General features: G+C 67.3%; 18 protein-coding genes, 2 tRNA genes and 1 pseudogene. 13 read left to right on the forward strand and 8 right to left on the reverse strand.

Features of this window, described 5'->3' with window-relative positions; genetic code table 11:
• Positions 1 to 16: 16 nt before the first annotated feature.
• Genes WFK61_RS18860 through WFK61_RS18875 form a run of 4 tightly spaced genes read right to left on the reverse strand, consistent with a single transcriptional unit; the run spans position 17 to position 4437 of the window.
• Positions 17 to 1084, reverse strand: a complete 1068-nt coding sequence (locus WFK61_RS18860) for an ABC transporter ATP-binding protein (RefSeq protein ID WP_336813624.1) — start codon at positions 1082 to 1084, stop codon at positions 17 to 19.
• Positions 1084 to 2136 (reverse strand): carbohydrate ABC transporter permease, encoded by a 1053-nt coding sequence (locus WFK61_RS18865; protein WP_336813625.1) that lies wholly within the window; start codon positions 2134 to 2136, stop codon positions 1084 to 1086. Before WFK61_RS18865 ends, WFK61_RS18860 begins: the two co-directional genes overlap by 1 nt.
• On the reverse strand, positions 2133 to 3155 hold the full coding sequence (locus tag WFK61_RS18870) for a carbohydrate ABC transporter permease (protein WP_442896328.1): 1023 nt from the start codon (positions 3153 to 3155) through the stop codon (positions 2133 to 2135). Before WFK61_RS18870 ends, WFK61_RS18865 begins: the two co-directional genes overlap by 4 nt.
• Positions 3156 to 3159: 4 nt before the next feature.
• Entirely contained in the window at positions 3160 to 4437 is a 1278-nt protein-coding gene (locus tag WFK61_RS18875; protein ID WP_336813626.1) for an ABC transporter substrate-binding protein, read from the reverse strand.
• Positions 4438 to 4606: 169 nt separating this feature from the next.
• On the opposite strand from WFK61_RS18875, the gene WFK61_RS18880 reads away from it, so the two are divergent.
• From WFK61_RS18880 to WFK61_RS18930, 11 genes and pseudogenes are all read left to right on the forward strand, one after another.
• The gene (locus WFK61_RS18880; RefSeq protein ID WP_336813627.1) at positions 4607 to 5644 is read left to right on the forward strand and encodes a LacI family DNA-binding transcriptional regulator; all 1038 of its coding nucleotides are present in this window, start codon (positions 4607 to 4609) and stop codon (positions 5642 to 5644) included.
• A gap of 158 nt (positions 5645 to 5802) precedes the next feature.
• Entirely contained in the window at positions 5803 to 8886 is a 3084-nt protein-coding gene (gene fdnG, locus WFK61_RS18885) for a formate dehydrogenase-N subunit alpha (RefSeq protein ID WP_336813628.1), read from the forward strand.
• 10 nt (positions 8887 to 8896) lie between these two features.
• A complete protein-coding gene (gene fdxH / locus WFK61_RS18890; protein ID WP_336813629.1) occupies positions 8897 to 9817 on the forward strand; it encodes a formate dehydrogenase subunit beta in 921 nt (306 codons plus the stop codon).
• A complete protein-coding gene (locus tag WFK61_RS18895) occupies positions 9801 to 10496 on the forward strand; it encodes a formate dehydrogenase subunit gamma (protein ID WP_336813630.1) in 696 nt (231 codons plus the stop codon). Before fdxH ends, WFK61_RS18895 begins: the two co-directional genes overlap by 17 nt.
• Positions 10497 to 10566: 70 nt before the next feature.
• Positions 10567 to 11487 (forward strand): formate dehydrogenase accessory protein FdhE, encoded by a 921-nt coding sequence (gene fdhE / locus WFK61_RS18900; protein WP_336813631.1) that lies wholly within the window; start codon positions 10567 to 10569, stop codon positions 11485 to 11487.
• 175 nt (positions 11488 to 11662) lie between these two features.
• Complete coding sequence (selA, locus tag WFK61_RS18905) at positions 11663 to 13069, forward strand: L-seryl-tRNA(Sec) selenium transferase (RefSeq protein ID WP_336813632.1); 1407 nt, start codon at positions 11663 to 11665, stop codon at positions 13067 to 13069.
• The gene (locus WFK61_RS18910; protein WP_336813633.1) at positions 13056 to 13805 is read left to right on the forward strand and encodes a tetratricopeptide repeat protein; all 750 of its coding nucleotides are present in this window, start codon (positions 13056 to 13058) and stop codon (positions 13803 to 13805) included. The genes selA and WFK61_RS18910 overlap by 14 nt, the downstream gene beginning before the upstream one ends.
• A pseudogene (gene selB / locus WFK61_RS18915) lies at positions 13802 to 15616 on the forward strand (selenocysteine-specific translation elongation factor); the annotation flags it as partial. The gene WFK61_RS18910 and the pseudogene selB, both read left to right, overlap by 4 nt.
• A 105-nt stretch (positions 15617 to 15721) precedes the next feature.
• Positions 15722 to 15817, forward strand: a tRNA-Sec gene (locus tag WFK61_RS18920).
• Between the two features lie 16 nt (positions 15818 to 15833).
• Positions 15834 to 16298: a hypothetical protein gene (locus WFK61_RS18925; RefSeq protein WP_336813634.1), complete on the forward strand. Its 465-nt coding sequence runs from the start codon at positions 15834 to 15836 to the stop codon at positions 16296 to 16298.
• Complete coding sequence (locus WFK61_RS18930; RefSeq protein ID WP_336813635.1) at positions 16285 to 16668, forward strand: hypothetical protein; 384 nt, start codon at positions 16285 to 16287, stop codon at positions 16666 to 16668. The genes WFK61_RS18925 and WFK61_RS18930 overlap by 14 nt, the downstream gene beginning before the upstream one ends.
• Positions 16669 to 16674: 6 nt before the next feature.
• Here WFK61_RS18930 and selD read toward each other — a convergent pair whose 3' ends face one another.
• Positions 16675 to 17748, reverse strand: a complete 1074-nt coding sequence (gene selD, locus WFK61_RS18935) for a selenide, water dikinase SelD (RefSeq protein ID WP_336813636.1) — start codon at positions 17746 to 17748, stop codon at positions 16675 to 16677.
• A gap of 446 nt (positions 17749 to 18194) precedes the next feature.
• On the opposite strand from selD, the gene WFK61_RS18940 reads away from it, so the two are divergent.
• Together WFK61_RS18940 and WFK61_RS18945 are read left to right on the forward strand one after the other, a co-directional pair.
• Positions 18195 to 18521, forward strand: a complete 327-nt coding sequence (locus WFK61_RS18940) for a hypothetical protein (protein ID WP_336813637.1) — start codon at positions 18195 to 18197, stop codon at positions 18519 to 18521.
• Positions 18522 to 18687: 166 nt separating this feature from the next.
• A tRNA-Phe gene (locus tag WFK61_RS18945) sits at positions 18688 to 18763 on the forward strand.
• A gap of 72 nt (positions 18764 to 18835) precedes the next feature.
• Here the strand turns inward: WFK61_RS18945 and WFK61_RS18950 are convergent.
• From WFK61_RS18950 to WFK61_RS18960, 3 genes are read right to left on the reverse strand one after another with little or no spacing between them, the layout of a single operon-like run.
• Positions 18836 to 20116, reverse strand: a complete 1281-nt coding sequence (locus tag WFK61_RS18950) for an NAD(P)/FAD-dependent oxidoreductase (RefSeq protein ID WP_336813638.1) — start codon at positions 20114 to 20116, stop codon at positions 18836 to 18838.
• On the reverse strand, positions 20113 to 20919 hold the full coding sequence (locus tag WFK61_RS18955) for a family 1 encapsulin nanocompartment shell protein (RefSeq protein ID WP_336813639.1): 807 nt from the start codon (positions 20917 to 20919) through the stop codon (positions 20113 to 20115). The genes WFK61_RS18950 and WFK61_RS18955 overlap by 4 nt, the downstream gene beginning before the upstream one ends.
• Positions 20912 to 21973 carry a Dyp-type peroxidase gene (locus tag WFK61_RS18960; protein WP_336813640.1) on the reverse strand — a complete coding sequence of 354 codons (1062 nt, stop codon included), beginning with the start codon at positions 21971 to 21973 and terminating at the stop codon, positions 20912 to 20914. Before WFK61_RS18960 ends, WFK61_RS18955 begins: the two co-directional genes overlap by 8 nt.
• Positions 21974 to 22055 lie beyond the last annotated feature (82 nt).

Below are 22055 nucleotides of genomic sequence, written 5' to 3' on the forward strand. Positions count from 1 at the left end.
TCTCTCTCGGCAATCGTTAAGGCCGGATCGCCCGGCCCGTTTCGTCGAACAGGTGCAGGCTCTGCTGCGGGAAGGCGAGCGCGACGCTGTGGCCGCGCTCATGCTCGCTCTGGCCGTCGAGCCGGAGCGTGATCTGGGGCAAATCGGCGGCGGTCCCGTAAAGGTAGCTCTCGCCGCCGAGCCGCTCGACGAGATCGATCGCGAGTGGCAACCCCTGACCTTCCAGCGCCAGCGCGAGATGTTCGGGGCGGATGCCGAGCGTGACCTTGCTGCCGGCGGCGAGGCTGCCGGTGGCGCAGGCGACCTCGTGACCGCCCTCGCCCAATGCGACCTTGCCGGTAGCGACCACGCGGCCCGGCAAGAGGTTCATGCGCGGCGAGCCGATGAAGCCGGCGACGAAGAGATTGTCGGGGCGGTTGTAGAGTTCGAGCGGCGTGCCGACCTGTTCGATCCGCCCGCCCTGAAGCACGACGATGCGGTCGGCCAGCGTCATCGCCTCGACCTGATCGTGGGTGACGTAGATCATCGTGCCACCGAGCTCGGCATGCAGCGCCGCGAGCTCCTTGCGGGTCGCGACGCGGAGTTCCGCGTCGAGGTTCGAGAGCGGCTCGTCGAACAGGAAGATCTTGGGATCGCGCACGATGGCGCGGCCGATGGCAACGCGCTGGCGCTGGCCGCCCGAAAGGGCCTTGGGCTTGCGCTCGAGATAATCGGTGAGGCGCAGCATCGTGGCGGCGCGCTGCACGCGCCGGTCGATCTCGTCGCGCTTGAACCCCATGTTCTCCAGCGCGAAGGCCATGTTCGCCCGGACGGTCATATGCGGATAGAGCGCGTAGGACTGGAACACCATCGCGAGCCCCCGCTCGGAAGCGGGCAGACGGGTCGCATCGGTACCGTCGATCGCGATCGTGCCGCCGGTGATCTCCTCCAGCCCCGCGATCGAGCGCAGCAAGGTCGACTTGCCGCAGCCGGAGGGGCCGACGAAGACGACGAACTCGCCATCGGCGACGTCGAGATCGATGCCGTGCAGCACCGTCGTCGCGCCATAGGCCTTGCGGACCCCGGAAAGCTTCAGGCCGGCCATTATTTCATTCCCGTATTGGCGATGCCGGTGGTGATGAAACGCTGCAGGAAGACGAAGACCAGCGCGACCGGCAGCAGCGTCACGACCGTCATCGCGAGCAGGTAGTGCCACTGCGTCTGCAGCTCGCCCTGGAAGGCGTTGAGGCCGATCTGGAGCGTGTAGGATTCCGTCTTGGTCAGCACCGCGAGCGGCCAGAGGAATTCGTTCCAGCGCCACATGATCGAGAAGATCGCGAGCACAGCCAAAGCCGGCATGGCGAGCGGCATGACGATGCGCCAGTAGATCTGCCACTCCGAGGCCTTGTCCATGCGGGCGGCCTCGATCAGGTCGCGCGGCAGGGTCAGCATGTACTGCCGCAGCAGGAAGACGCCGGTCGGCGTCGCGGCGCCGGGCAGGATTACGGCCCAGAGCGAATTGACGAGGCCGAGCTTGGTGATGACGAGATAGACCGGCACGAGGATGATGGTGATCGGGATCATCAGCGTGCCGATGACCATCAGCATCACGGCCGTCTTGCCTTTGAATTCGTAGATCGAGAGCGCATAGGCCGCCATCGAGTTGATGATCAGCGTGATGATCGTCGCGACCAGCGTGACGAAGACCGAGTTCCAGAGGAAGCGCGTGAAGGCGAAGCGTTCCAACGGCTCGGTATAATTCTCCGTCGCGAGCTTGAACTCGCGGACAGGCGTGCGCTTGTCGATGGGAACACGGACCGTCTCGCCGGGCTTCTCGGGATCGACCATCTGCGCCTGGATGCCGATGCGCCGGACCTGCGCCAGCACACGCTTCGAGCCATCAGGCATCTCGACTTCGAAGAGCGGCAGCTTCTGCGCCTGGCCGGGCACCGCCACCTCCTTCTGCGACATCGGCAGCAGCGAGGGCGGGAATTCGAGCAACCCGGCCTGCGTCTTGAACGAGGACAGGCCGAGCCAAAGCACCGGGCCGAACATCAGGACGACGCCGAGCGCGAGATAGGCATAGGCCGCGATATCGGTCCAATGCCAGCGGCCGGGCTTGCGCCTAGCAGTCATCATGCGGCTGACGAGGCTCATGCGGCCCCCTTGCGGCGGCTCGCCGCGAGCTGGGCCAGCGTCAGCGCGAACAGCACCACGCCGAGCACGACGGAGGCCGCTGCCGCCAGACCGAAATTCTGGACCTGATTGGCGAAGGCCGTCTCATAGATGTAGTGCACGATCATCAGCGTCGCCGTGCCCGGGCCGCCGCCGGTCAGCACGAAAACCTCGTCGAAGGTCTGCACGCCCTTGATCAGCGCCAGCACGATCACGACGATCATGTTCGGCCAGAGCAGCGGCAAGGTGATGCGCCAGAACACGCGCCAGCGCGGCGTCGCATCCATCTCGGCCGCCTCGTAGAGATCGGCGGGGATCGCCTGAAGGCCGGCGAGCAGGATCAGCGTGTAGAAGCCCATATGGGCCCAGACCGAGACGAAGACGATCCAGAACATCGCCCAGCTGGGATCGACCAGGAACAGGATGCGCTCGCCGCCGATGGAAATGATCGCGGCATTGAGCAGGCCATCGCGCTGGAGGATCCATTTCCAGGTCAGCGCCACCACCACCGGCGAGAGCAGCACCGGGAAGAAATAGACGGCGCGGAAGAAGCCGCGTGCCCGGATTTTCATGTTCAGGACGATCGCGGTCAGCAGCGAGAACAGCACCATCGCCGTGACCTGAAAGACGGTGAAGCGGGCGGTGTTGGCAACGCCGCGCCAGAAATGGTCCTCGCGACAGGAGGACGGGTCGAGGAAGGAGCCGCAATCGAAGAGATAGCCGTATTGCTGCGCCCCGACGAAAGGCCGCTCGCTTGGGAAGAGCCCTGCCCCGCCCGTCACCGAGAAGATCACATTGATGATCAGCGGCAGGAAGACGAAGAGCGAGAAGAAGGCGAGGTTCGGCAGGATGAAGACATAGGCCATCCGCCGCTCGCCGATCAGGCGCTGGAGCGCCCGCATCGGCCCGTCGACGAGGCGCATCAGGAGCGCGAGCGGCGCGGCGAGAAGGCCGGCGGCGCCCGCGCGTTCCCGCTGCGGCTTTGTCTCGGCGGAGGCCACGGCCTTACTTCTTGCGCTCGGCGATCTGCTGGGCGACGTCGGATTCGATCCGCTTGAAGGCATCGTCGAGCGTGCCCTCGCCCGAGATCGCCTGCCCGAGCCGGCTGATCACCGCATTGAAGATAACGCGGTTGTTGACATAGCCCTGCAGCTTGTAGGCGACCGGCGAAAGCTCGGCGACCTGATCCGAGAAGACCTTCAGCGCGGCCTTGGCCGGGGGGCTGGCATCCTTGTAGTCGAGCCCCTTGGCGGCGATGCCGAGATGACCGGGCACGAAGAGCGAGCGGGCATAGAACTCGCTCAGCACCGGCTCGCTCGCCAGATAATCCATCACCTTGGCGACGGCTTCCGGGCTCTTGGTCGTCTTGATCGCGACGAGGCCGGCGCCGCCCGGCATGCCCGAGCAATTGCCGGCGCCGCAGGGAGAGGGAACCGCGACCCAGTCGAAGGCATCGCCGACCGTCTTGTCGAACTGGGCGATCTGCCAGGAGCCGGAATGGTAGAGCACCACCTGGGCGTTCTTGAACTCGTCATTGGCACCGCGATAGGCCGTGCCGGAGACGGAGCCCCAGAGCTCCTTCTTCATCACGCCGCTCTGGTGCCAGTCATAGACCCGCTTCGCGGCGCGCTTGAAACCCTCGTCGATCACGGCCGGCTCGCCCTTGTCGTCAAAGACCTTGGCGCCTTCCGAGACTGCGACCGAGAAGAAGCGGTGGCCTGAACGGTCCATCGCCAGCGGAAACGGCGCCTGCACCTTGGCGGCGACGTCCTTCGCCGCCTTGCCCCAGTCCTCCCAGGTCGCCTTGGCGCCGGGCATGGCGATGCCGGCCTGCTCGAACAGCGTCTTGTTGACGAAGGGGCCGGTGACGGTGAGCTGCGTCATGAAGCCGGTGATCGCGCTGGAATCGCCTTCAGGGCGCATCCAGGGCAGGAAGGGCCCGAAATTCTTCTCCCAGTAGGCGGCATCCTTGAGATAGGGCCGCATGTCGAGCGCATAACGGGCGATGCCACCGAGATCGACGACGCGGGCGATGTCCGGCCCCTGCCCCGACGCGAGCTGCACCGGCAGGTTCTCGGTGATCGCCTTGTAGGGCACCTGGTCGAGAACGACCTTGATGTCCTTGTTCTGGGCCTCGAAGCGCTTGAGCAGGTCCGAGACGACCTCGCCCTCGTTGCCGTCGGAATACCAGGCGATGCGTACCGTCGTCTGGGCGAAGGCCGCGCCGCCCATGGCGAGGCCAGCCGTCAGCGCGAGCGCGGAAATCCAGTGCTTCCCCTGCATCTGCGTTCCATCCCTGTAGCGGTCACGGCGCCTCATCGAGCACCTTGACAATCACTAAGGCAAACGTTTGCCTTACTTGTCAACGGGCAGGCGAACCGGCATGGCTGCACGACAGTTTTTTGAGCCGGCTTCGAATTCACCGGATTGGCGCGGCACCTTGGGGAGGGCCATGACGGCAAAGGCCGCAAGACCGCCGAAGGACGGCGTTTCGCTGGCGACGGTCGCACGGGAGACCGGCGTCTCGGTCGCGACCGTCTCACGCATCGTCAACGGCAAGAGCGGGCGGGCCTCAGCCGAAACGATCGCCCGCGTCGAGCAGGCGATCGTGCAGCTCGGCTACCGGCCCAATCCGGTGGGGCGCGCACTGAAGCGCCGGGCCAGCCGGGTGGTCGCGATGCTTTCACCCAATCTCGACAATCCCGCGATGGCGGCAATCGCGGTCTCGACCGAGGCGGCGCTGCGTGACGCCGGCTACGTCATGATCCTCTGCGACACGCATGACCGCGCCGACCTGCAGGACGACTACTTGCGCGCGATGCGCGACCAGTTCGTCGCGGGTTACGTCATGGTCAGCGCCGTCGCCAGCGCCGGCCTTGCCGATACGCTGTCGCGCGGCGACCCGATGGTCTTCGTCGCACGGCGCAATCCGCTCGGCGGCGGCGCCTATGTCGGCATCGACAACCGCAAGGCCGGCGCCGACGCCGCCGACCACCTGCTGGCGCAGGGCATCAAGCGCCCGGCCGTGCTGATGGCGACGCAGAACGCCTCCAGCACCGCCGAACGCGCCGAGGGCTTCATCCGCCGGCTCGTCGCGCAGGGCTTGCCGGAGGCCGATATCCGCCAGGCGAGCGCGCCCGGCCTGTCGCATATCGAGATCGGCTACGCCGCCGCGAAGAGCCTGGAGGAGAGCTTCGGCTGGCCCGACGGGGCGCTCTGCGTCAGCGACATGATCGCCTATGGCGCCTATCGCCGCGCCACGGAAGCCGGCATCGCCATCCCCGAACGCAGCACCCTCGTCGGCATCGACGGCAACGCCATCAACCACTGGATCGCGCCCTGGCTGACCTCGATCCGCATTCCCTATGAGAGCTTCGGCCGGCATGTCGTCGCCCAGCTTGCATCGGCCTGGGGCGGCAGCGCGGCCGCCGATATCAACGTGGCCCATGAGCCCCTTCCGGCCGCTTCGGCGCCAGCCCCTCGCGCCTGACCGCGTCGCTGCGGCGAACTCCCCAAGGCCGCATCAATCGTAGATCGAAAGTCTAAGAACCCGCCCGCCCGGCGGCGAGGGCCGCGCCTTGACGCCCCCTGTCTAGAGTTTCACTATTCCAAATCGAACGACGCTTCGTCGTTGCCTGGGAGGTTGAGATGCTGCATGAGCTCTCGCGTCGCCAGTTTCTGAAAGCCGCAGGTGCGGGTGTCGCCGGTTCTGCCGTCGCCGCGCTTGGGTTTGGCGGTGCCGAAGAGGCACTTGCCCAGGCCGTGCGGCCCTTCAAGCTGGCGCGCACCACGGAAACACGAAATACCTGTCCGTACTGTTCCGTCGCCTGCGGCGTCATCATGTACAGCCTGGGCGACAAGTCGAAGAACGCCCATCCGGCGGTCATCCATATCGAGGGCGACCCGGACCATCCGACCAATCGCGGCACGCTCTGCCCGAAGGGCTCCGCCCTCCTCGATTTCGTCCATTCCGAGACCCGCACCAAGGTGCCGCAATATCGCGCCCCGGGCGAGAAGGCCTTCCGGCAGATCAGCTGGAACGAGGCGCTCGACCGCATCGCGCGGCTGATGAAGGACGATCGCGACAAGAACTTCGTCGCCAAGAACCAGGACGGCGTCACGGTCAACCGCTGGCTGACCACGGGCTTCCTGGCCGCTTCGGCCACCACCAACGAGACGGCCTTCCTGACCTACAAGGTCGTGCGAAGCACCGGGATACTGGCGTTCGACAACCAGGCGCGCGTTTGACACGGACCGACGGTGGCCAGTCTGGCCCCAACATTCGGTCGCGGTGCGATGACCAACTCCTGGACGGACATCAAGAACACCGACCTCGTCATCATCATGGGCGGCAATGCCGCCGAAGCACATCCGTGCGGCTTCAAATGGGTCACTGAGGCGAAAGCCCAGCGTGGCGCCAAGCTGATCGTCGTCGATCCGCGCTTCACGCGCTCGGCCTCGGTCGCGGATTTCTATGCCCCGATCCGGCAAGGCACCGACATCGCCTTCCTGCTCGGGGCGATGAAGTACTGCATCGACAACGACAAGATCCAGCACGACTACGTGCGCGCCTTCACCAACGCGCCCTATATCGTGAAGGAGGGCTTCGGCTATCAGGACGGCCTGTTCACCGGCTATGACGAGGCCAAGCGCGACTATGACCGTTCGAGCTGGGAATACGAGCTCGGGCCGGACGGCTATGTCCAGGTCGACGAGACGCTGCAGCACCCGCGCTCAGTCTATCAGCTCCTGAAGAAGCACATCGCGGCCTATACGCCGGAGATGGTCGAGCGCATCTGCGGCACGCCGAAGGACAAGTTCCTGGCGATCTGCAAGATGATCTCGGAGACCTCCGCGCGCGACAAGGTCATGACCTCGATGTACGCGCTCGGCTGGACGCAGCATTCCAAGGGCTCGCAGAACATCCGCTCGATGGCGATGCTGCAGTTGCTGCTCGGCAATATCGGCGTGCGCGGCGGCGGCATGAACGCGCTGCGCGGGCACTCCAACATCCAGGGTCTGACCGATATTGGCCTGATGTCGAACCTGATCCCGGGCTATCTCACGCTGGGAACCGACAGGGAGGTCGATTTCCAGACCTACATGTCGACGCGCGGCTTCAAGCCGCTGCGGCCGAACCAGATGAGCTACTGGCAGAACTACAAGAAGTTCATGGTGAGCTTCCTGAAGTCGATGTGGGGCAAGGCCGCGACGCCGGAAAACGACTTCGCCTATCAGTGGCTGCCGAAGCTCGACGTGCCCGGCTACGACATGCTCCGGTACTTCGACATGATGCACCAGGGCAAGGTGAACGGCTATTTCTGCCAGGGCTTCAACCCGCTGCTCTCCCTGTCCAATCGCGGCAAGGTCTCGGCATCGCTGTCGAAGCTGAAATTCCTGGTGGTGATGGACCCGCTGCAGACCGAAACCGCGCGGTTCTGGAAGGACGAAGGCGTCCATAACGACGTCAGACCTGAGTCGATCCAGACCGAGGTCTTCGAGCTGCCGACGACCTGCTTCGCCGAGGACGAAGGCTCGCTGGTCAATTCCGGCCGCTGGCTGCAATGGCACTGGCCGGGGCAGGAACCTCCGGGCGAGGCCAAGCCGGACACCTGGATCATGGCGCAGATCCACCAGCGCCTGCGCGCGCTCTACGCCAAGGAGGGCGGGGCCTTCCCGGACCCGATCCTCAATCTCCACTGGCCCTATCGCCTGCCTGACGATCCGCAGCCGGACGAGATGGCCAAGGAGATGAACGGCTATGTCGTCTCGACGGTGACCGATCCGGTCGATCCGACCAAGGTGCTGCTGGAGAGAGGCAAGCAGGTTGATACCTTCGGGCAATTGCGCGACGACGGCTCGACGGCCTGCGGCTGCTGGATCTATGCCGGCAGCTGGACCGAGCGGGGCAACATGATGGCCCGGCGCGACACCAGCGACCCGGCCAATACCGGCGCCTATTCCAACTGGGCGTTCTCCTGGCCGGCCAACCGGCGCATCCTCTACAACCGCGCCTCGGCCGATATCGACGGCAAGCCCTGGGATCCCAAGCGCAAGCTGATCGAGTGGAACGGCGCGGCCTGGACCGGCTACGACGTGCCGGACATCGCGCCCACGGCCAAGCCGCAGGATGTCGGCCCGTTCATCATGAATCCCGAGGGAACGGCGCGGCTGTTCTCGCGCGGCATGATGAAGGACGGCCCCTTCCCGGCCCATTACGAGCCGTTCGAAAGCCCGGTCGCCAATGTCATGGCGCCCAAGATCCGCGGCAATCCCGCCGCGCGCATCTTCAAGGACGACCTCGCCGCGCTCGGAACCTCCGACAAGTTCCCCTACGCGGCGACCTCTTACCGCCTGACCGAGCACTTCCATTACTGGACCAAGCATGTCTGGGTGAATGCGGTGCTCCAGCCGGAGTTCTTCGTCGAGATCAGCGAGCAGCTGGCCGCGGAGAAGAACATCCAGAAGGGCGGCTGGGTGAAGGTCTCCTCGGCCCGCGGCACGGTCTATGCCAAGGCGGTGGTGACGAAGCGCATCAAGCCGCTGATCTGCGACGGCAAGACCGTCCATGTCGTCGGCATCCCGCTCCACTGGGGCTTCACCGGTGCGGCCAGGAAGGGTTTCGGCCCCAACAGCCTCACCCCGTTCGTCGGCGACGCCAACATCGAGACGCCCGAGTTCAAGGCGTTCCTGGTGAATGTCGAGCCGTCCAACGGTCCGGCGACGAGCTAGGGAGGGTCCAATGGCAGGATTGCAAAGTCAGGACTTCGCCCGCATCTCGGCGACCACCTTCCGGCCGCCGGATGTCCGCCACGATTTCGAGGTGGCGAAGCTCATCGACGTCTCCAAATGCATCGGCTGCAAGGCATGCCAGGCGGCCTGCCTCGAGTGGAACAATCTGCGCGAGGAAATCGGGATCAACCGGGGCGTTTACGACAACCCGCACGACCTGACGGAGAACACCTGGACGCTGATGCGGTTCACCGAATGGGAGAACCCGGACAGCGGCAATCTCGAATGGCTTATCCGCAAGGACGGCTGCATGCATTGCGCCGACCCGGGCTGCCTCAAGGCCTGCCCCTCCCCCGGCGCGATCGTGCAATACAATAACGGCATCGTCGATTTCGTCTCGGAGAACTGCATCGGCTGCGGCTATTGCGTGAAGGGCTGTCCCTTCAATATCCCGCGCATCAGCAAGGCCGATCACAAGGCCTATAAGTGCACGCTCTGCTCGGATCGGGTCTCGGTCGGTCAGGCTCCGGCCTGCGCCAAGGCCTGCCCGACCGGCGCGATCGTGTTCGGCACCAAGCAGGCGATGCTCGACCATGCCCAGGGCCGCATCACCGACCTGAAGTCGCGCGGCTTCAAGAATGCCGGCATCTACGACCCGCCCGGCGTCGGCGGCACGCATGTGATGTATGTCCTGCATCACGCCGACCAGCCGCAGCTCTATGCCAACCTGCCGAACAACCCGCGCATCAGCCAGGTCGTCGAGCTCTGGAAGGGATTGACCAAATATGCCGGCATGGCGGTCGTGGGCTTCGCCGCCGCCTTCGCCTTCGTCCATGCGACGGTGGCGCGACGCAACGATGTCAGCCGCGCGGAGGATCGCGAGGCCGAGCATCTGATCGACGAGGAGGCTTCCCGTGGCCGTCAGGCGTGAAGAGGAGCGCACGACCGTCGACCGCTATCCCGGCCGCGTGCGCGTCAATCACTGGGTCACCGCGATCTCGCTGATTCTGCTCACGCTGAGCGGGGCCGCGCTGTTCCACCCGTCTCTGTTCTTCCTGTCGAGCCTGTTCGGCGGCGGCTCCAACACGCGGGCTCTGCATCCCTGGATCGGCGTCGTGCTGCTCGCGAGTTTCGCGATCCTGTTCGTCCAGATGGTCAGGTACAATTTCTGGACGAAGGTCGACACGCAGTGGATGCACCATATCGGCGAGGTGATGTCGGGCCGCGAGGAGAACCTGCCCGAGATCGGCAAGTATAACGGCGCCCAGAAGATCGTCTTCTGGCTGATGACGCTCCTGATCCTCGTCCTGTTCGGAACGGGCATCGTGATCTGGTACGAGTATTTCGGCGCGAGCTTCACCATCGAGCAGCAGCGCCTCGGCCATATCGTGCATGCGCTGGCGGCGATCGCGATGCTGCTCGTCGTCATCGTCCATATCTATGCCGGCTTCTATGTCCGTGGCACGATCAGCGCCATGACAGAAGGCAAGGTGACGGGCGGCTGGGCCTTCCGCCACCACCGGCTCTGGCTGCGGCAGGAGGCGCGGGAGGGCGTGATCGACGAACGCCAGACGCCGCCGCGCCGCCATAGCCCCGGCCCGGCCGAATGAATTCGATGGCCTGCGGTGCGGCCCCGGCCGCGCCGCCTCCCGTGACCCGTGCGGTTCGAGAGGACACCAGATGAGTGACGATCCGGGCTTCGCAGCCCTCGAAGAAGTCGGCATTGCCGAGCGCGACAAGCCGCCTTTCGTGCGCCTGCCGGACCCTGCGACGCTGTTCGACCGGCGGGCGGCGCGGTTCGCCGCGCTCGCGCTCGGCCATCAGCTCGAAGCCTATCTCGCCTTCCTCGGCGGTGTGAGCCAGGCGCAGGCGGTGCTTACGGCAACGATCGGCGCCCCCGACATGCCCTCCCCCGGCGACCTCAGGATGCGCGCCGGCAATGCCATGCCGCTGCTGCCGCGCGAAGAGCTTGCGGCCGATCCCGCCGTTTCCGAGGCCTTCGACCGGCTTGCGATTCTGCTCGCCGATGTCGCCATGCCGGATCTGGCGCGTGAGGCCCTCGCCCGCGCCGTCGCAGCGGGCCCGGAGGTGCGGCAAGCGATGTTCGCCGCCGTGCTGGCCGACGCCGTGCCCGTGGAAGCCGTCGCCGAGCACATCTTCGCCGCCGCCGCGCTGCAAGTCGTCGCGGCGGGGCGTAGCGCCCTGCTCGATCCCGCCCTGCCCCAGCCGGTCGCCGACGGCGTCTGCCCCTGCTGCGGCGGGCCGCCCGTGGCGAGCGCGGTGGTCGCCGACCTCCATGTCGAGGGCGTGCGCTATGTCCAGTGCTCGCTCTGCGCGGCGCAGTGGAACCATGTCCGGGTGAAATGCGTCTCCTGCGGTTCGACCAAGGGCATCGCCTATCACGAGATCGAAGGGATCGCCGACACGATCAAGGCCGAGACCTGCGACGAATGCCGGACCTATGTGAAGATCCTGAACCGCCGCAAGGCGCCGGAGCTGGAGGCCGTGGCCGACGATGTCGCGAGCCTGGGGCTCGATTTGCTGGTGACGGAAGCCGGCTGGCGGCGCGCGGGGGTGAACCCATTCCTGCTCGGATATTGAGATTGCCGGATTGCCGGAGAACCACCACCGTCATCCCGGACGGAGCGAAGCGGAGATCCGGGATCCATCGAAGAGCTCCAAAACTCTACGATGGATCCCGGGGCAGGCCCGGGATGACGGCCGTGTTTCCGAGCCCGACGACAAGTGAGATCAAGCGTCTCCCGGAGGGAGCCTGATGAACAAGCCCGAACGCTTTCGTCCGCCATCGGTCGATACGGTGTTGCGCAGCGCCAATGGCGAGCTCGCCATCGCGCGGCACGGGCGAGCGGCTTCGACCGAGGCCATCCGGCAGGCGATCGAGCGCCTGCGCACCGATGGACAGTCGGCCGTCGCCTCCGTCGAGCAGGTCGGCCGCATGGCGCTGGACAGGCTTGAAGAGCGCGAGCGCCCCTCGCAGCGCCCGGTGATCAACCTCACCGGCACCGTGCTGCATACCAATCTCGGCCGCGCGCTGCTGGCCGAGGAGGCGATCGAGGCTGTGGTCGCCGCAATGCGTGCGCCGACCAATCTCGAATACGTCGTCGAGGCCGGTCAGCGCGGCGAGCGCGACGCGCATGTCCGCGATCTCGTGCGGGAATTGACCAGGGCCGAGGATGCGATTCTCGTCAACAACAACGCCTCGGCCGTGCTGCTGGTGCTGAACACTCTCGCCAGAGGGCGGGAGGCCATCGTCTCGCGCGGCGAACTGATCGAGATCGGCGGCGCCTTCCGCATGCCGGATATCATGGCGCGGGCCGGCGCGACCTTGCGCGAGATCGGCACGACCAATCGCACGCATCTCAAGGATTATGCCGAGGCGATCGGCCCCGAAACCGGCCTGCTGATGAAGGTCCACACCTCGAATTACGTGGTGCAGGGCTTCACCGCCGAGGTCGAGCCCGCAGAGATCGCGAAGCTCGCGCGCCAGCATGAGTTGCCGTTCGTCGACGATCTCGGCTCGGGCACGCTGATCGACCTGTCGCGCTGGGGCCTGCGCAAGGAAAAGACGGTTCAGGATGCGCTGAAGGGCGGCGCCGATCTCGTCACCTTCTCCGGCGACAAATTGCTCGGCGGGCCGCAGGCCGGCATCGTCGCCGGCCGGAAGGATTTGATCGCGAAGCTGGCGAAGAACCCGCTGAAGCGGGCGCTGCGTCTCGACAAGCTCCGGCTCGCGGCGCTGGAGGCCACGCTTAGGCTCTATCGCGACCCCGACCGGCTGGCGCAGCGCCTGCCGACGCTCAGGCTGTTCACGCGCTCCGCCGCAGACCTGCGCACTCTGGCCGAGCGCCTTCAGCCGAAGGTCACGGCTGCGGTCGGCCTGGGCTGGATCGTCGAGACCATCGATTGCGCCAGCCAGATCGGCTCCGGTGCCCTGCCGCTGGAGACGCTGCCAAGCGCGGGGCTTGCACTGCGCCCGGCCGGCAAGGCGGCCGGCTCCGCCGTCGAGAAGCTGGCGGCGGCCTTCCGCGCCGTGCCGGTGCCGGTGATCGGACGGATCGCACAGGGCGCGCTGGTCTTCGACCTGCGCTGCCTGGAGGACGAGAAGCTGTTCGCAGGCCAGCTCGACGCCCTGAAACCCGGATCCCCCGATGCGCTGGCTTGAGCGCCTGTTCGGCCGCAACGAGGCCGCCGATGACGATGTCGCCGCGACGATGGCGCAGGCCACGGCGGCGGTCGAACGCGACGACCATGCGGCCGCGCTCGCGCTCTGGGGGCCGCTCGCCCATGCCGGCGTCGGACGGGCGCAGAACAATATCGGCGCCTGTTTCGCCGAGGGGCTCGGCGTCGAGCGCGACCCGGCCCTGGCGTTGCGCTGGCTGAGCCTGTCCGCCGAAAGCGGCGACCCGGTCGGGCAGCGCAATCTCGCGGCTCTGCATTTCAAGGGCGAAGGCATCGAGCAGAGCGATGCCGAGGCGATGCGGCTCTATCGGCTCGCCGCCGAGCAGGGCGATGCTCCCGCGCAGGACATGCTGTCCTGGATGCTGCTGGAACGCGGCGACCTGGCCGACCGGACCGAAGCGCTGCGCTGGGCGCAGGCCGCCGCCGAGGCCGGCGTCGCCACCAGCATGACCCGGCTCGGCATGATGCATCACGATGCCTTGGGCGTGGAACGCGATGCCGACACGGCCGCGCAATGGTGGCAGCGCGGCATGGCAGCCGGGGACCCGGATTCGGAGGCCATGCTTGGCGCCGCGACGCTGCTCGGCCAAGGCGTGCCGGCCGATGCGAAACGCGCGCTGGCGCTATTGCTGGGCGCCGAAGGCAAGGGCAGCCCGCTCGCGGCGCCCTTCATCAAGGCCGCGCGCGCAGCCATCTCTCCTGCAGAGAGCGCGCCATGATCATCGGCACGGCCGGCCATATCGATCACGGCAAGACCTCGCTGGTCCGGCGATTGACCGGCGTCGATACCGACCGATTGAAGGAGGAGAAGGCGCGCGGCATCTCGATCGCGCTCGGCTTCGCCTATTGGCCTCAAGCCGACGGCTCGGTCGTCGGCTTCATCGACGTGCCCGGCCATGAGAAATTCGTCCACACGATGCTGGCCGGCGCCGCCGGCATCGACCTCCTGCTGCTGGTCGTCGCGGCCGATGACGGCGTGATGCCCCAGACGCGCGAGCATGTCGCCATCGCCCGCCTGCTCGGCATCAGTGAGGCCGTCGTCGCGATCACCAAGGCCGATCTGGTCGATGCCGGACGGATCGAGGTGGTCGAGGGCGAGATCGCGGCGCTGCTGGCGCCGGGCCCTTTCGCTGGGGCGCCGATGCTGCCCGTCTCGACGCTGACCGGAGAAGGCCTGCCGGCGCTCGCCGATCTGCTTGCGGCGCGCGCACGGGATGCACAGGCGCGGCAAGGCGACGGCGCCTTCCGGCTCGCGGTCGATCGCTGCTTCACCTTGCAGGGCGCCGGGACAGTGGTGACGGGGACCGTCCTGTCCGGCAGCGTGGCAGTCGGCGACAGCGTGATCGTTTCCCCCAGCGGCCTGCCGGCGCGGGTGCGCTCGATCCATGCCCAGAACCGCCCGGCCGAGCGTGGCATCGCCGGCGAGCGCTGCGCGCTCAATCTCGCTGGTCCCGGCATCACCAAGGATGCCGTGCAGCACGGCGACATGGTGCTGGCGCCGGCGCTCCATGCTCCGACGACGCGGATCGATGCGGAGGTGGCGCTGTTGCCCGGCGAGAAGGCGCTGACGATGTGGCAGCCGGTGCGGCTGCACCATGCTGCTGCGGAAATCGGAGCGCGCATCGTCCTGCTCGGCGACGAGATCGCTGCCGGCACAGATGGCCTGATCCAGCTCGTGCTCGACGCCCCCCTTGCGGCCGCGACGCTGGACCGTTTCGTGCTGCGCGATGCCAGCGCCTCGCGCACGCTCGGCGGCGGGCGCTTCCTCGACCTGCGCGCGCCGGAACGCCGGCGCCGCAGCCCGGAACGCCTGACGCAACTCGCAGCGCTCGGCCTGCCAAATCCGGTGGAGGCCCTGCACGCCCTGCTCTCGGTGCCGCCCTATCACGCCGATCTCGATGGCTTCGTCCGCGACCGCGCGCTCGGCCCCGGTGCGACGGAAAACCTGACGAACCGGCTCGGCCTCGCCAGGGTCGGCCCGCTCGCGCTGCTGCCCGCGCATTGGCAGGCATTGGCGCAGGCCGCGACCGAGAGGCTCGACGCCTTCCACGCCGAGCACCCGGACCTGCCGGGCATCGGGCTGGCGCGGTTGCGCTTCGCCATCGCGCCGCGCTGGCCGGCGCCGCTGTTCCGGCAGGCGCTCGCCCGGTTCGAGGATGACGGCGTGCTGGTGCCGGCCGGGTCATGGCTCAGGCGGCCGGGCCATGAAGCCCGGCTCCTGCCGGAGGACGAGGCGCTCTGGACCAGGGTTCTGCCGCTGATCGCGGAGAACGAGCGCTTCCGCCCGCCCCGCGTGCGCGATATCGGCCATCTGCTCGGGCGGCCCGAGGAGGAAATCCGGCGCCTGCTGCGGCTCGCCGGCCGGCGCGGCGATGTCCATGAGGTCGCGCTCGATCATTTCTTCCTGCGCGACACGCTGGCCGAGATGGCCGGCCTATCGGCCGAGCTTGCGGCGCTGCATCCGGCCGGCTTCAATGCCGCCCAGTTCCGCGACAGGCTCGACAACGGCCGAAAGGTCGCTATCCAGATTCTCGAGTTCTTCGATCGCCACGGCGTCACCATCCGCCGCGGCGACCTGAGACGCATCAACCGGCGGCGGCTCGACCTGTTCGGCCCGCCGCCCGGCTTGAGCGATGGAGGAGAAACGTCCCCGGTGGGGCGTCCGGACTTCAAATCCGGGAGGGGCCGTCAGACGGTCTCTGGTGGGTTCGACTCCCATTCTCTTCCGCCAGTTCACTGAGGGTCGCATGACGGACGCCGAAACAGCCGCCATCGACCTGATCGCCCGCTTCGAAGAGGCAGCGGAAGCCGCGCGCGAGGCCGAGGATGCCTATCGCCGTGAGGCCGCAGGGCAGATCGAGGCCCTCGCACAGGCCCGCAGCCGGGCCTTCCGGCGGCTCAATCTGCTGCGACAGGCAAGCACGACCCTCGCGACAGCCGAGGAGCCGAGCGAAGCGATCGCACGTACCCGGCTCATCGTCGCGCAGTCGCTGGGCTGGGACGAGATCGGGCCACGGCAGGACACGGTCCTGACGCGGCTGACGCACGTCTTCGAAGCCCTCCAGGCCGCCATGGCCGATGACCGCGACAGCCCGGACGCCGTGCAGGAGGCCCTCGCCGCCTTCGAAGACTGGTACGGCGCCGAGACCGGCAGCGATTTCTACGCCCTGTTCGACCGCTACATGCCCGAGACGCCGCGTGTCGACTTCTAGGGGGCTGGGCACCGATTTCGACCGCTGGCTCGGCAAGCTCTTCCGCAAGGGCCCGTTCACGGCGCTGATCGTGCTGGTGAAGATCGCCGAACCCAAGGTCGAGCCGCTGCGCTCCACCTTCGTCCATGTCGTCGGCAACGAGATCGACTGGGGCGATATCGTGCTGATGCTGCGCAGCGCCGGCGTCGGCTGGGACGGAGCCGCCTTCTTCCCGACCCGCGACGACGATGGCGGGCTCGTGCCCGACGCGACCGCCCGCAACCGCCTGCGCGAGCTGGAAGCGGCGCTGCGCGAGGACCGGCTGACCCTCAACAAGGGCGCCTTCTTCGATGTCTGGGGCCGGAATCTAGAGGTGCAGGAGACGCGGTGATGCGCCTCAACTCACCACGACCCGCGCCGGCCCGGCCTCGACCGCGCCGATGATCCGCGCCGCCGGATAGCCCGCCGCCCTGATCTGCGCGAGCACCGCCTCGGCCCGCTCCGCCGCGCAGGAGACCAGCAGTCCGCCCGAGGTCTGTGGATCGGTCAGCAGATGGCGCTGCCAGTCCGGCAGCCCCGCAGGCAGGACAGCGCCCTCGCCATAGCTCGCCCAGTTGCGATGGGAGGCGCCGGTCACCCTGCCCTCCTGCGCCAGGCGCTCGGCCTGCGACAGGAACGGCAGGTCGGCGAGCCGGAGCGTCAGCGTGACCTCCGAGCCGCGCGCCATTTCGAGGCCATGGCCGAGAATGCCGAAGCCGGTGACATCGGTGATGGCATGAACGGTCTCGTCCTGCGCCAGCTCCGCACCGATGCGGTTCAGCAGCGTCGTCGAGGCGATCATCTCGTCATAGGCGGCGGCGGAGAGTTCGCCCTTCTTGAAGGCGGCGGAATAGATGCCGACGCCCAGCCCCTTGGTCAGGATCAGCGCGTCGCCGGGCCTGGCCCCGCTGTTGCGGCGCAGGTTCGATGGCTTGAGGAGGCCGATGACCGCGAGCCCGTAGATCGGCTCGGGCGCGTCGATCGAATGCCCGCCCGCGACCGGAATGCCGGCCTCGGCGCAGATCGAGGCGCCGCCCTTCAATATCTCGCGGGTCACTTCGAGCGGCAATTTGTCGAGCGGCATGCCGAGGATCGCCAGCGCCATGATCGGCTTGCCGCCCATCGCGTAGACGTCCGAGATCGCGTTGGTCGCGGCGATGCGGCCGAAATCGCGGGGATCGTCGACGACCGGCATGAAGAAATCGGTGGTCGCAACGACGCAGGTCTCGTCATCGACCTGCCAGACGGCGGCATCGTCGCCGGTCTCGGTGCCGACGAGGAGCTGGGCGTAGGGGCCGGCGGCCGGATGCCCGGCGAGCAATTGCTGGAGCACGGCCGGCGCCAGCTTGCAGCCGCAACCGCCGCCATGGGCCAGGCTGGTGAGACGCAGCGGCACATCCGCCTCCGCCGCGAGCGGATTCGTCTGGTTCATCGTCACAATCTCCACGGAAGCCGGAAGGAGCGGCTCTGCGGCAAAGCGGGAGTGCTCACACGAATGCGTTCACACCATCGTCCCAGCCGAAAAGGACCCCGGCACGCGGGAGCCGCAGCAGCAAGCATGCCCCATCGTTCCCGCATCGGCGGGCGGCGTCAACGCCGCGTTTCGCACGGACGCCGGCGCGATCCGGTCTGTCTCGACGGGGCCACCTGTCATGCGGATCGAAACTCAAGCCGAACCGCGTCTGCCGGCCGAACCTGTCCGCTTCGATCAAGACGCCAATCGCCCGGGCTTCGGAAAAATGGGCGGCTTTTCTGCGCGCCTTCCCGCTTCCAGAAAGGACCGGCTAACCAAAGGGCAGCCTTCCCGCTGTCGCCTGAACGCGTCGATGGTATTCTGGCTTCTGGCTGACCGGGGCAACCTCCTTTGAAGGAGCGGCGATGGCTGACTGTATTCAGGATCTGGTCGCGCGCGACATCGAGACGCTGCGCGCCGACGTACTCAAGGCCGGCGTTCTCAACGCCAAGGCCCTGCAGGAAAGCGCGGAGATCCATGTCGCGCATCTTCACGACGTGCTGCGAGCGTCGAGTGAGCTGCAGGAGGCCTCGTTCCAGGTGATGAACACCACGATCGGCTTCGCCCGGCTGCTCTACAGCCAGGCGGCGATCGCCGAATCGGAGCGGGCCCGGCATGCGGCGCTGACAGCCATCGACCGCCTGGCCGCCGTGCTCGGGCATTGCGAAGCGCGCCACGCAGCAGCGTCCTGAGGCGCATTCGCGCGACGCGCGGGCTCAAGAGCGGATGTTTCCATCCACAGGTTCGGGCGCAGTTGGCGCCGCGATGAAGAAAGCCGGCTGAAGTGACTGGACAGGCCGAGCGCCTGCCTCTATATCGCCCCCACCAACACGGACGGCCCCGCGCCGCTCCCGGTTCGCCCAGGTAGCTCAGTTGGTAGAGCATGCGACTGAAAATCGCAGTGTCGGCGGTTCGACTCCGTCCCTGGGCACCACTCCTTTTCCCCTGAACGCCGATAGCTCCTGAGAACCTGAATGCTTCGCATCCGACGGGCGCAGGCAACGCTTCAGCGCGTCTCGCGGGAGCCTGCCGAATCGCGCTGCGTGATGAGCCGGGCGCTGCGGTGGCCGCTGACATAGATCCAGAGCCAGTTGAGCGCGACGGCGAGGCGGTTGCGCAGGCCGATCAGGAAGAAGATGTGGGCGATGCCCCAGATCCACCAGGCCAGGCGCCCGCGCAGCTTGATCCAGCCGAAATCGACGATGGCCGCGCGCTTGCCGATCGTCGCGAGATTGCCGGCATTCCGGTAGGCGAAGGGCGCCGGAGCCGGCTTGCCCTGCAGCCGCGTCTTGATGAGGTCGGCGACATAGCGCCCCTGCTGCTTGGCCGCCGGCGCCACGCCGGGCACCGGCCTGCCATCCGCGCCGGCGACAAGGGCGGTGTCACCGATCACGAAGATATCGGGCTCGCCGGGTGCCGTCAGATCGGGCTCGACGCGGAGGCGGCCCGCCCGGTCGGCCGGCGCCTCCAGCCATTCCGCCGCGGGCGAGGCCGCGACGCCTGCCGCCCAGAGAGTGGTCCGGGCAGGCAGGAACTCGCCGCCGAGCACGATGCCGTCAGCGCGGCATTCGGAGACCGGCTGCCCCAGCCTGACCTCGACGCCGAGACGCTCCAGCGCCCGGCCGGCATAGGCCGAGAGATCCTCGGTGAAGCCGGCGAGGATGCGCGGACCGGCCTCGACCAGGATCACGCGGGCACTGCGCGTATCGATATTGCGGAAATCGCCGCGCAGCGTGTCATGCGCCAGCTCGGCGATGGTGCCGGCGAGCTCGACGCCGGTCGGCCCCGCCCCGATGATCACGAAGGTCAGCCATTCGGCGCGGCGCGCCGGATCGGTCTCCCATTCCGCCTGCTCGAAGGCCGAGAGGATGCGGCGCCGGATGCGCGTCGCATCCTCCAACGTCTTCACGCCCGGCGCATAGGGCTCCCACTCGTCATGGCCGAAATAGGAATGGCGGGCGCCGGTGGCGAGGATCAGCGTGTCGAAGCCGATCGGGCGCTCGCCCTCCAGCAGCACCTGCCGGTTCGTCCGGTCGACGCCGGTGACCGTGCCGAGCAGGGTCGTGACGTTCTTGTGGCCGCGCAGCAGAAAGCGGATCGGCCAGGCGATCTCCGAGGTCGGCAGCGAGGCGGTCGCGACCTGATAGAGCAGCGGCTGGAACAGGTGATGGTTGCGCTGGTCGATCATGGTGATCCGGACCGGCGCGCCGGCGAGATTGCGCGCGGCTTCGAGACCGCCGAAGCCGGCGCCGACGATGACGACGTGATGTGCCGCTGCGGCCGTCATCGACCCTTCGGGGTCAGCGCGACCGCCGCCTCGGAGGTGAGCATGCGGAAGGTGAAGCTCTCCTGCAGATAAAGTTCGACCGTCGTCGCGGTGTGGGCGAGGTAGCCGATCGAGATGTCCTGGCCGAGATCGAGCTCGAAATCGCCACCGCGCGTGGTCACGAGGAAGCCGCCCTCGATCGCCGGCGCCCAGATCACCCCGCCATCGACGATGCGCTCCAGATGGTGAAAGATCGGATAGCCCTCCTCGTTCCCGCCGCATGCGGCCCGGTAGGCATCCTCCCCCAGCACCAGCGCATAGGGGCCGTTGCAACCGGCGAGCTTGAGGTCGTTCAGGGCCCTGGCGACCGCCTCGGGATAATCGTCGAGATCGGTCGGCAAGGGCACGGCGGCGTTGCTGCTGCCCTCGCGCAGCCCGGTGATCCCGGCCGCGGCATAGCCCTCGAAGACGGCGCGGTCCTCGGCGAAGGCGATCGTCTTCGCGGCATCCTTCAGCGGTTGCCAGTCGGAATCGTCCGAGCCGCGCTCGACATCGTCGATCGCCTCGCGCGTCAGCGTGAAGGGCACACGCAGTTCGACCAGCGGCTGGGCCTGGCGCAGCAGCGAGCGGATGCCCTCGCCCGGCGCCTCTATCGGGCGCGTATGCCCCGTCCCGACGGCCGAGAAAGCCGTCCCCTTCGGTCCGTCCACGTCGACGATGCGGCGCGCCGCGAGATAGCGCTTCAGCGTTCGCGAAGCCTCCTCCTCGATCTGCGCCCAGGCAGCGTCCGAGATGGGAGCGAGCTCCCGATGCAGATTATTCATGGCCTGCCTCTTTCTTCAGGGAGCCGATGCCGAGCGAGCCGTCGCCCGGGAAACGGGGTGGAGGTGACGCCGGCTCGGGCGTTACGGATGCCTGTGCCGATGCAGCCTTCTCCGGGGTCACGCCATCCAGGAAGGTCGCGCTCGGCACGAAGAACAGCGAGCCCGTGACGGCGCGGCTGAAATCGAGCAGCCGGTCGTAATTGCCCGGCGGCGAGCCCACGAACATGTTTTCCAGCATGCGCTCGATCCGGCGGGGATTGCGCGAATAGCCGATGAAATAGGTGCCCGCCTCGCCCGTGCCGGCCTGGCCGAAGGGCATGTTGACGCGCAGGATGTCCACCGGCTCGCCATCCTCGGTGATGCTGGTCAGGACATTGTGGGCATAAGGCTTCTTCACCGCATCGGGCTGCTCGATATCGGAGAGCTTGTAACGGCCGACGATGTTCTCCTGTTCCTCGACCGGCACTTTGTCCCAGCGCGCGATGTCGTGCAGGTATTTCTGGACGATGACATAGCTGCCGCCCGTGAAGGCGGCATCCTCGTCGCCGATCAGGGTCGCCGCGACAGCGTCCGACCCGTTCGGATTCTCGGTGCCATCGACGAAGCCGATCAGGTCGCGGTCGTCGAAATAGCCGAAGCCATGAACCTCATCGACCGTGGTCACGGCGCCTTCGAGCCGGATCATGATCTGCTTGGCAAGCTCGAAGCAGAGGTCCATCCGGCTGCTCGAGCGGATATGGAAGAGGATGTCGCCCGGCGTCGAGACGGCGTGATGCACGCCGCGGATCTCCCGGAACGGGTGCAATTCCTTCGGCCGCGGCCCGTCGAAGAGACGATCCCAGGCCTGCGAGCCGATGCCCATGACGCAGGACAGGTTGCCCTGAAGATCGCGGAAGCCGACGGCCCTGAGCAGCGAGGAGAGGTCGGCGCAGAGGCCGCGCACTGCTGCCTCGGCATCGCTACCGGGGTTGACCGTCACGACCAGGAAGATCGCCGAACGCGTCAGCCCCGCTGCGACCGGCTGCGAGACGATGGTGGGCGTGTCTGTGTCCATGGACGACCGTTCGATAGCCTTGACGCGAGCCTGCAGCCGTCCGGTGCCGGGCAGGCGCCCCAGCTTGCACCGACGCGGGGGT

Source organism: Allobosea sp. MMO-172 (assembly GCF_037147855.1).
Classification (GTDB): Bacteria; Pseudomonadota; Alphaproteobacteria; order Rhizobiales; family Beijerinckiaceae; genus Allobosea.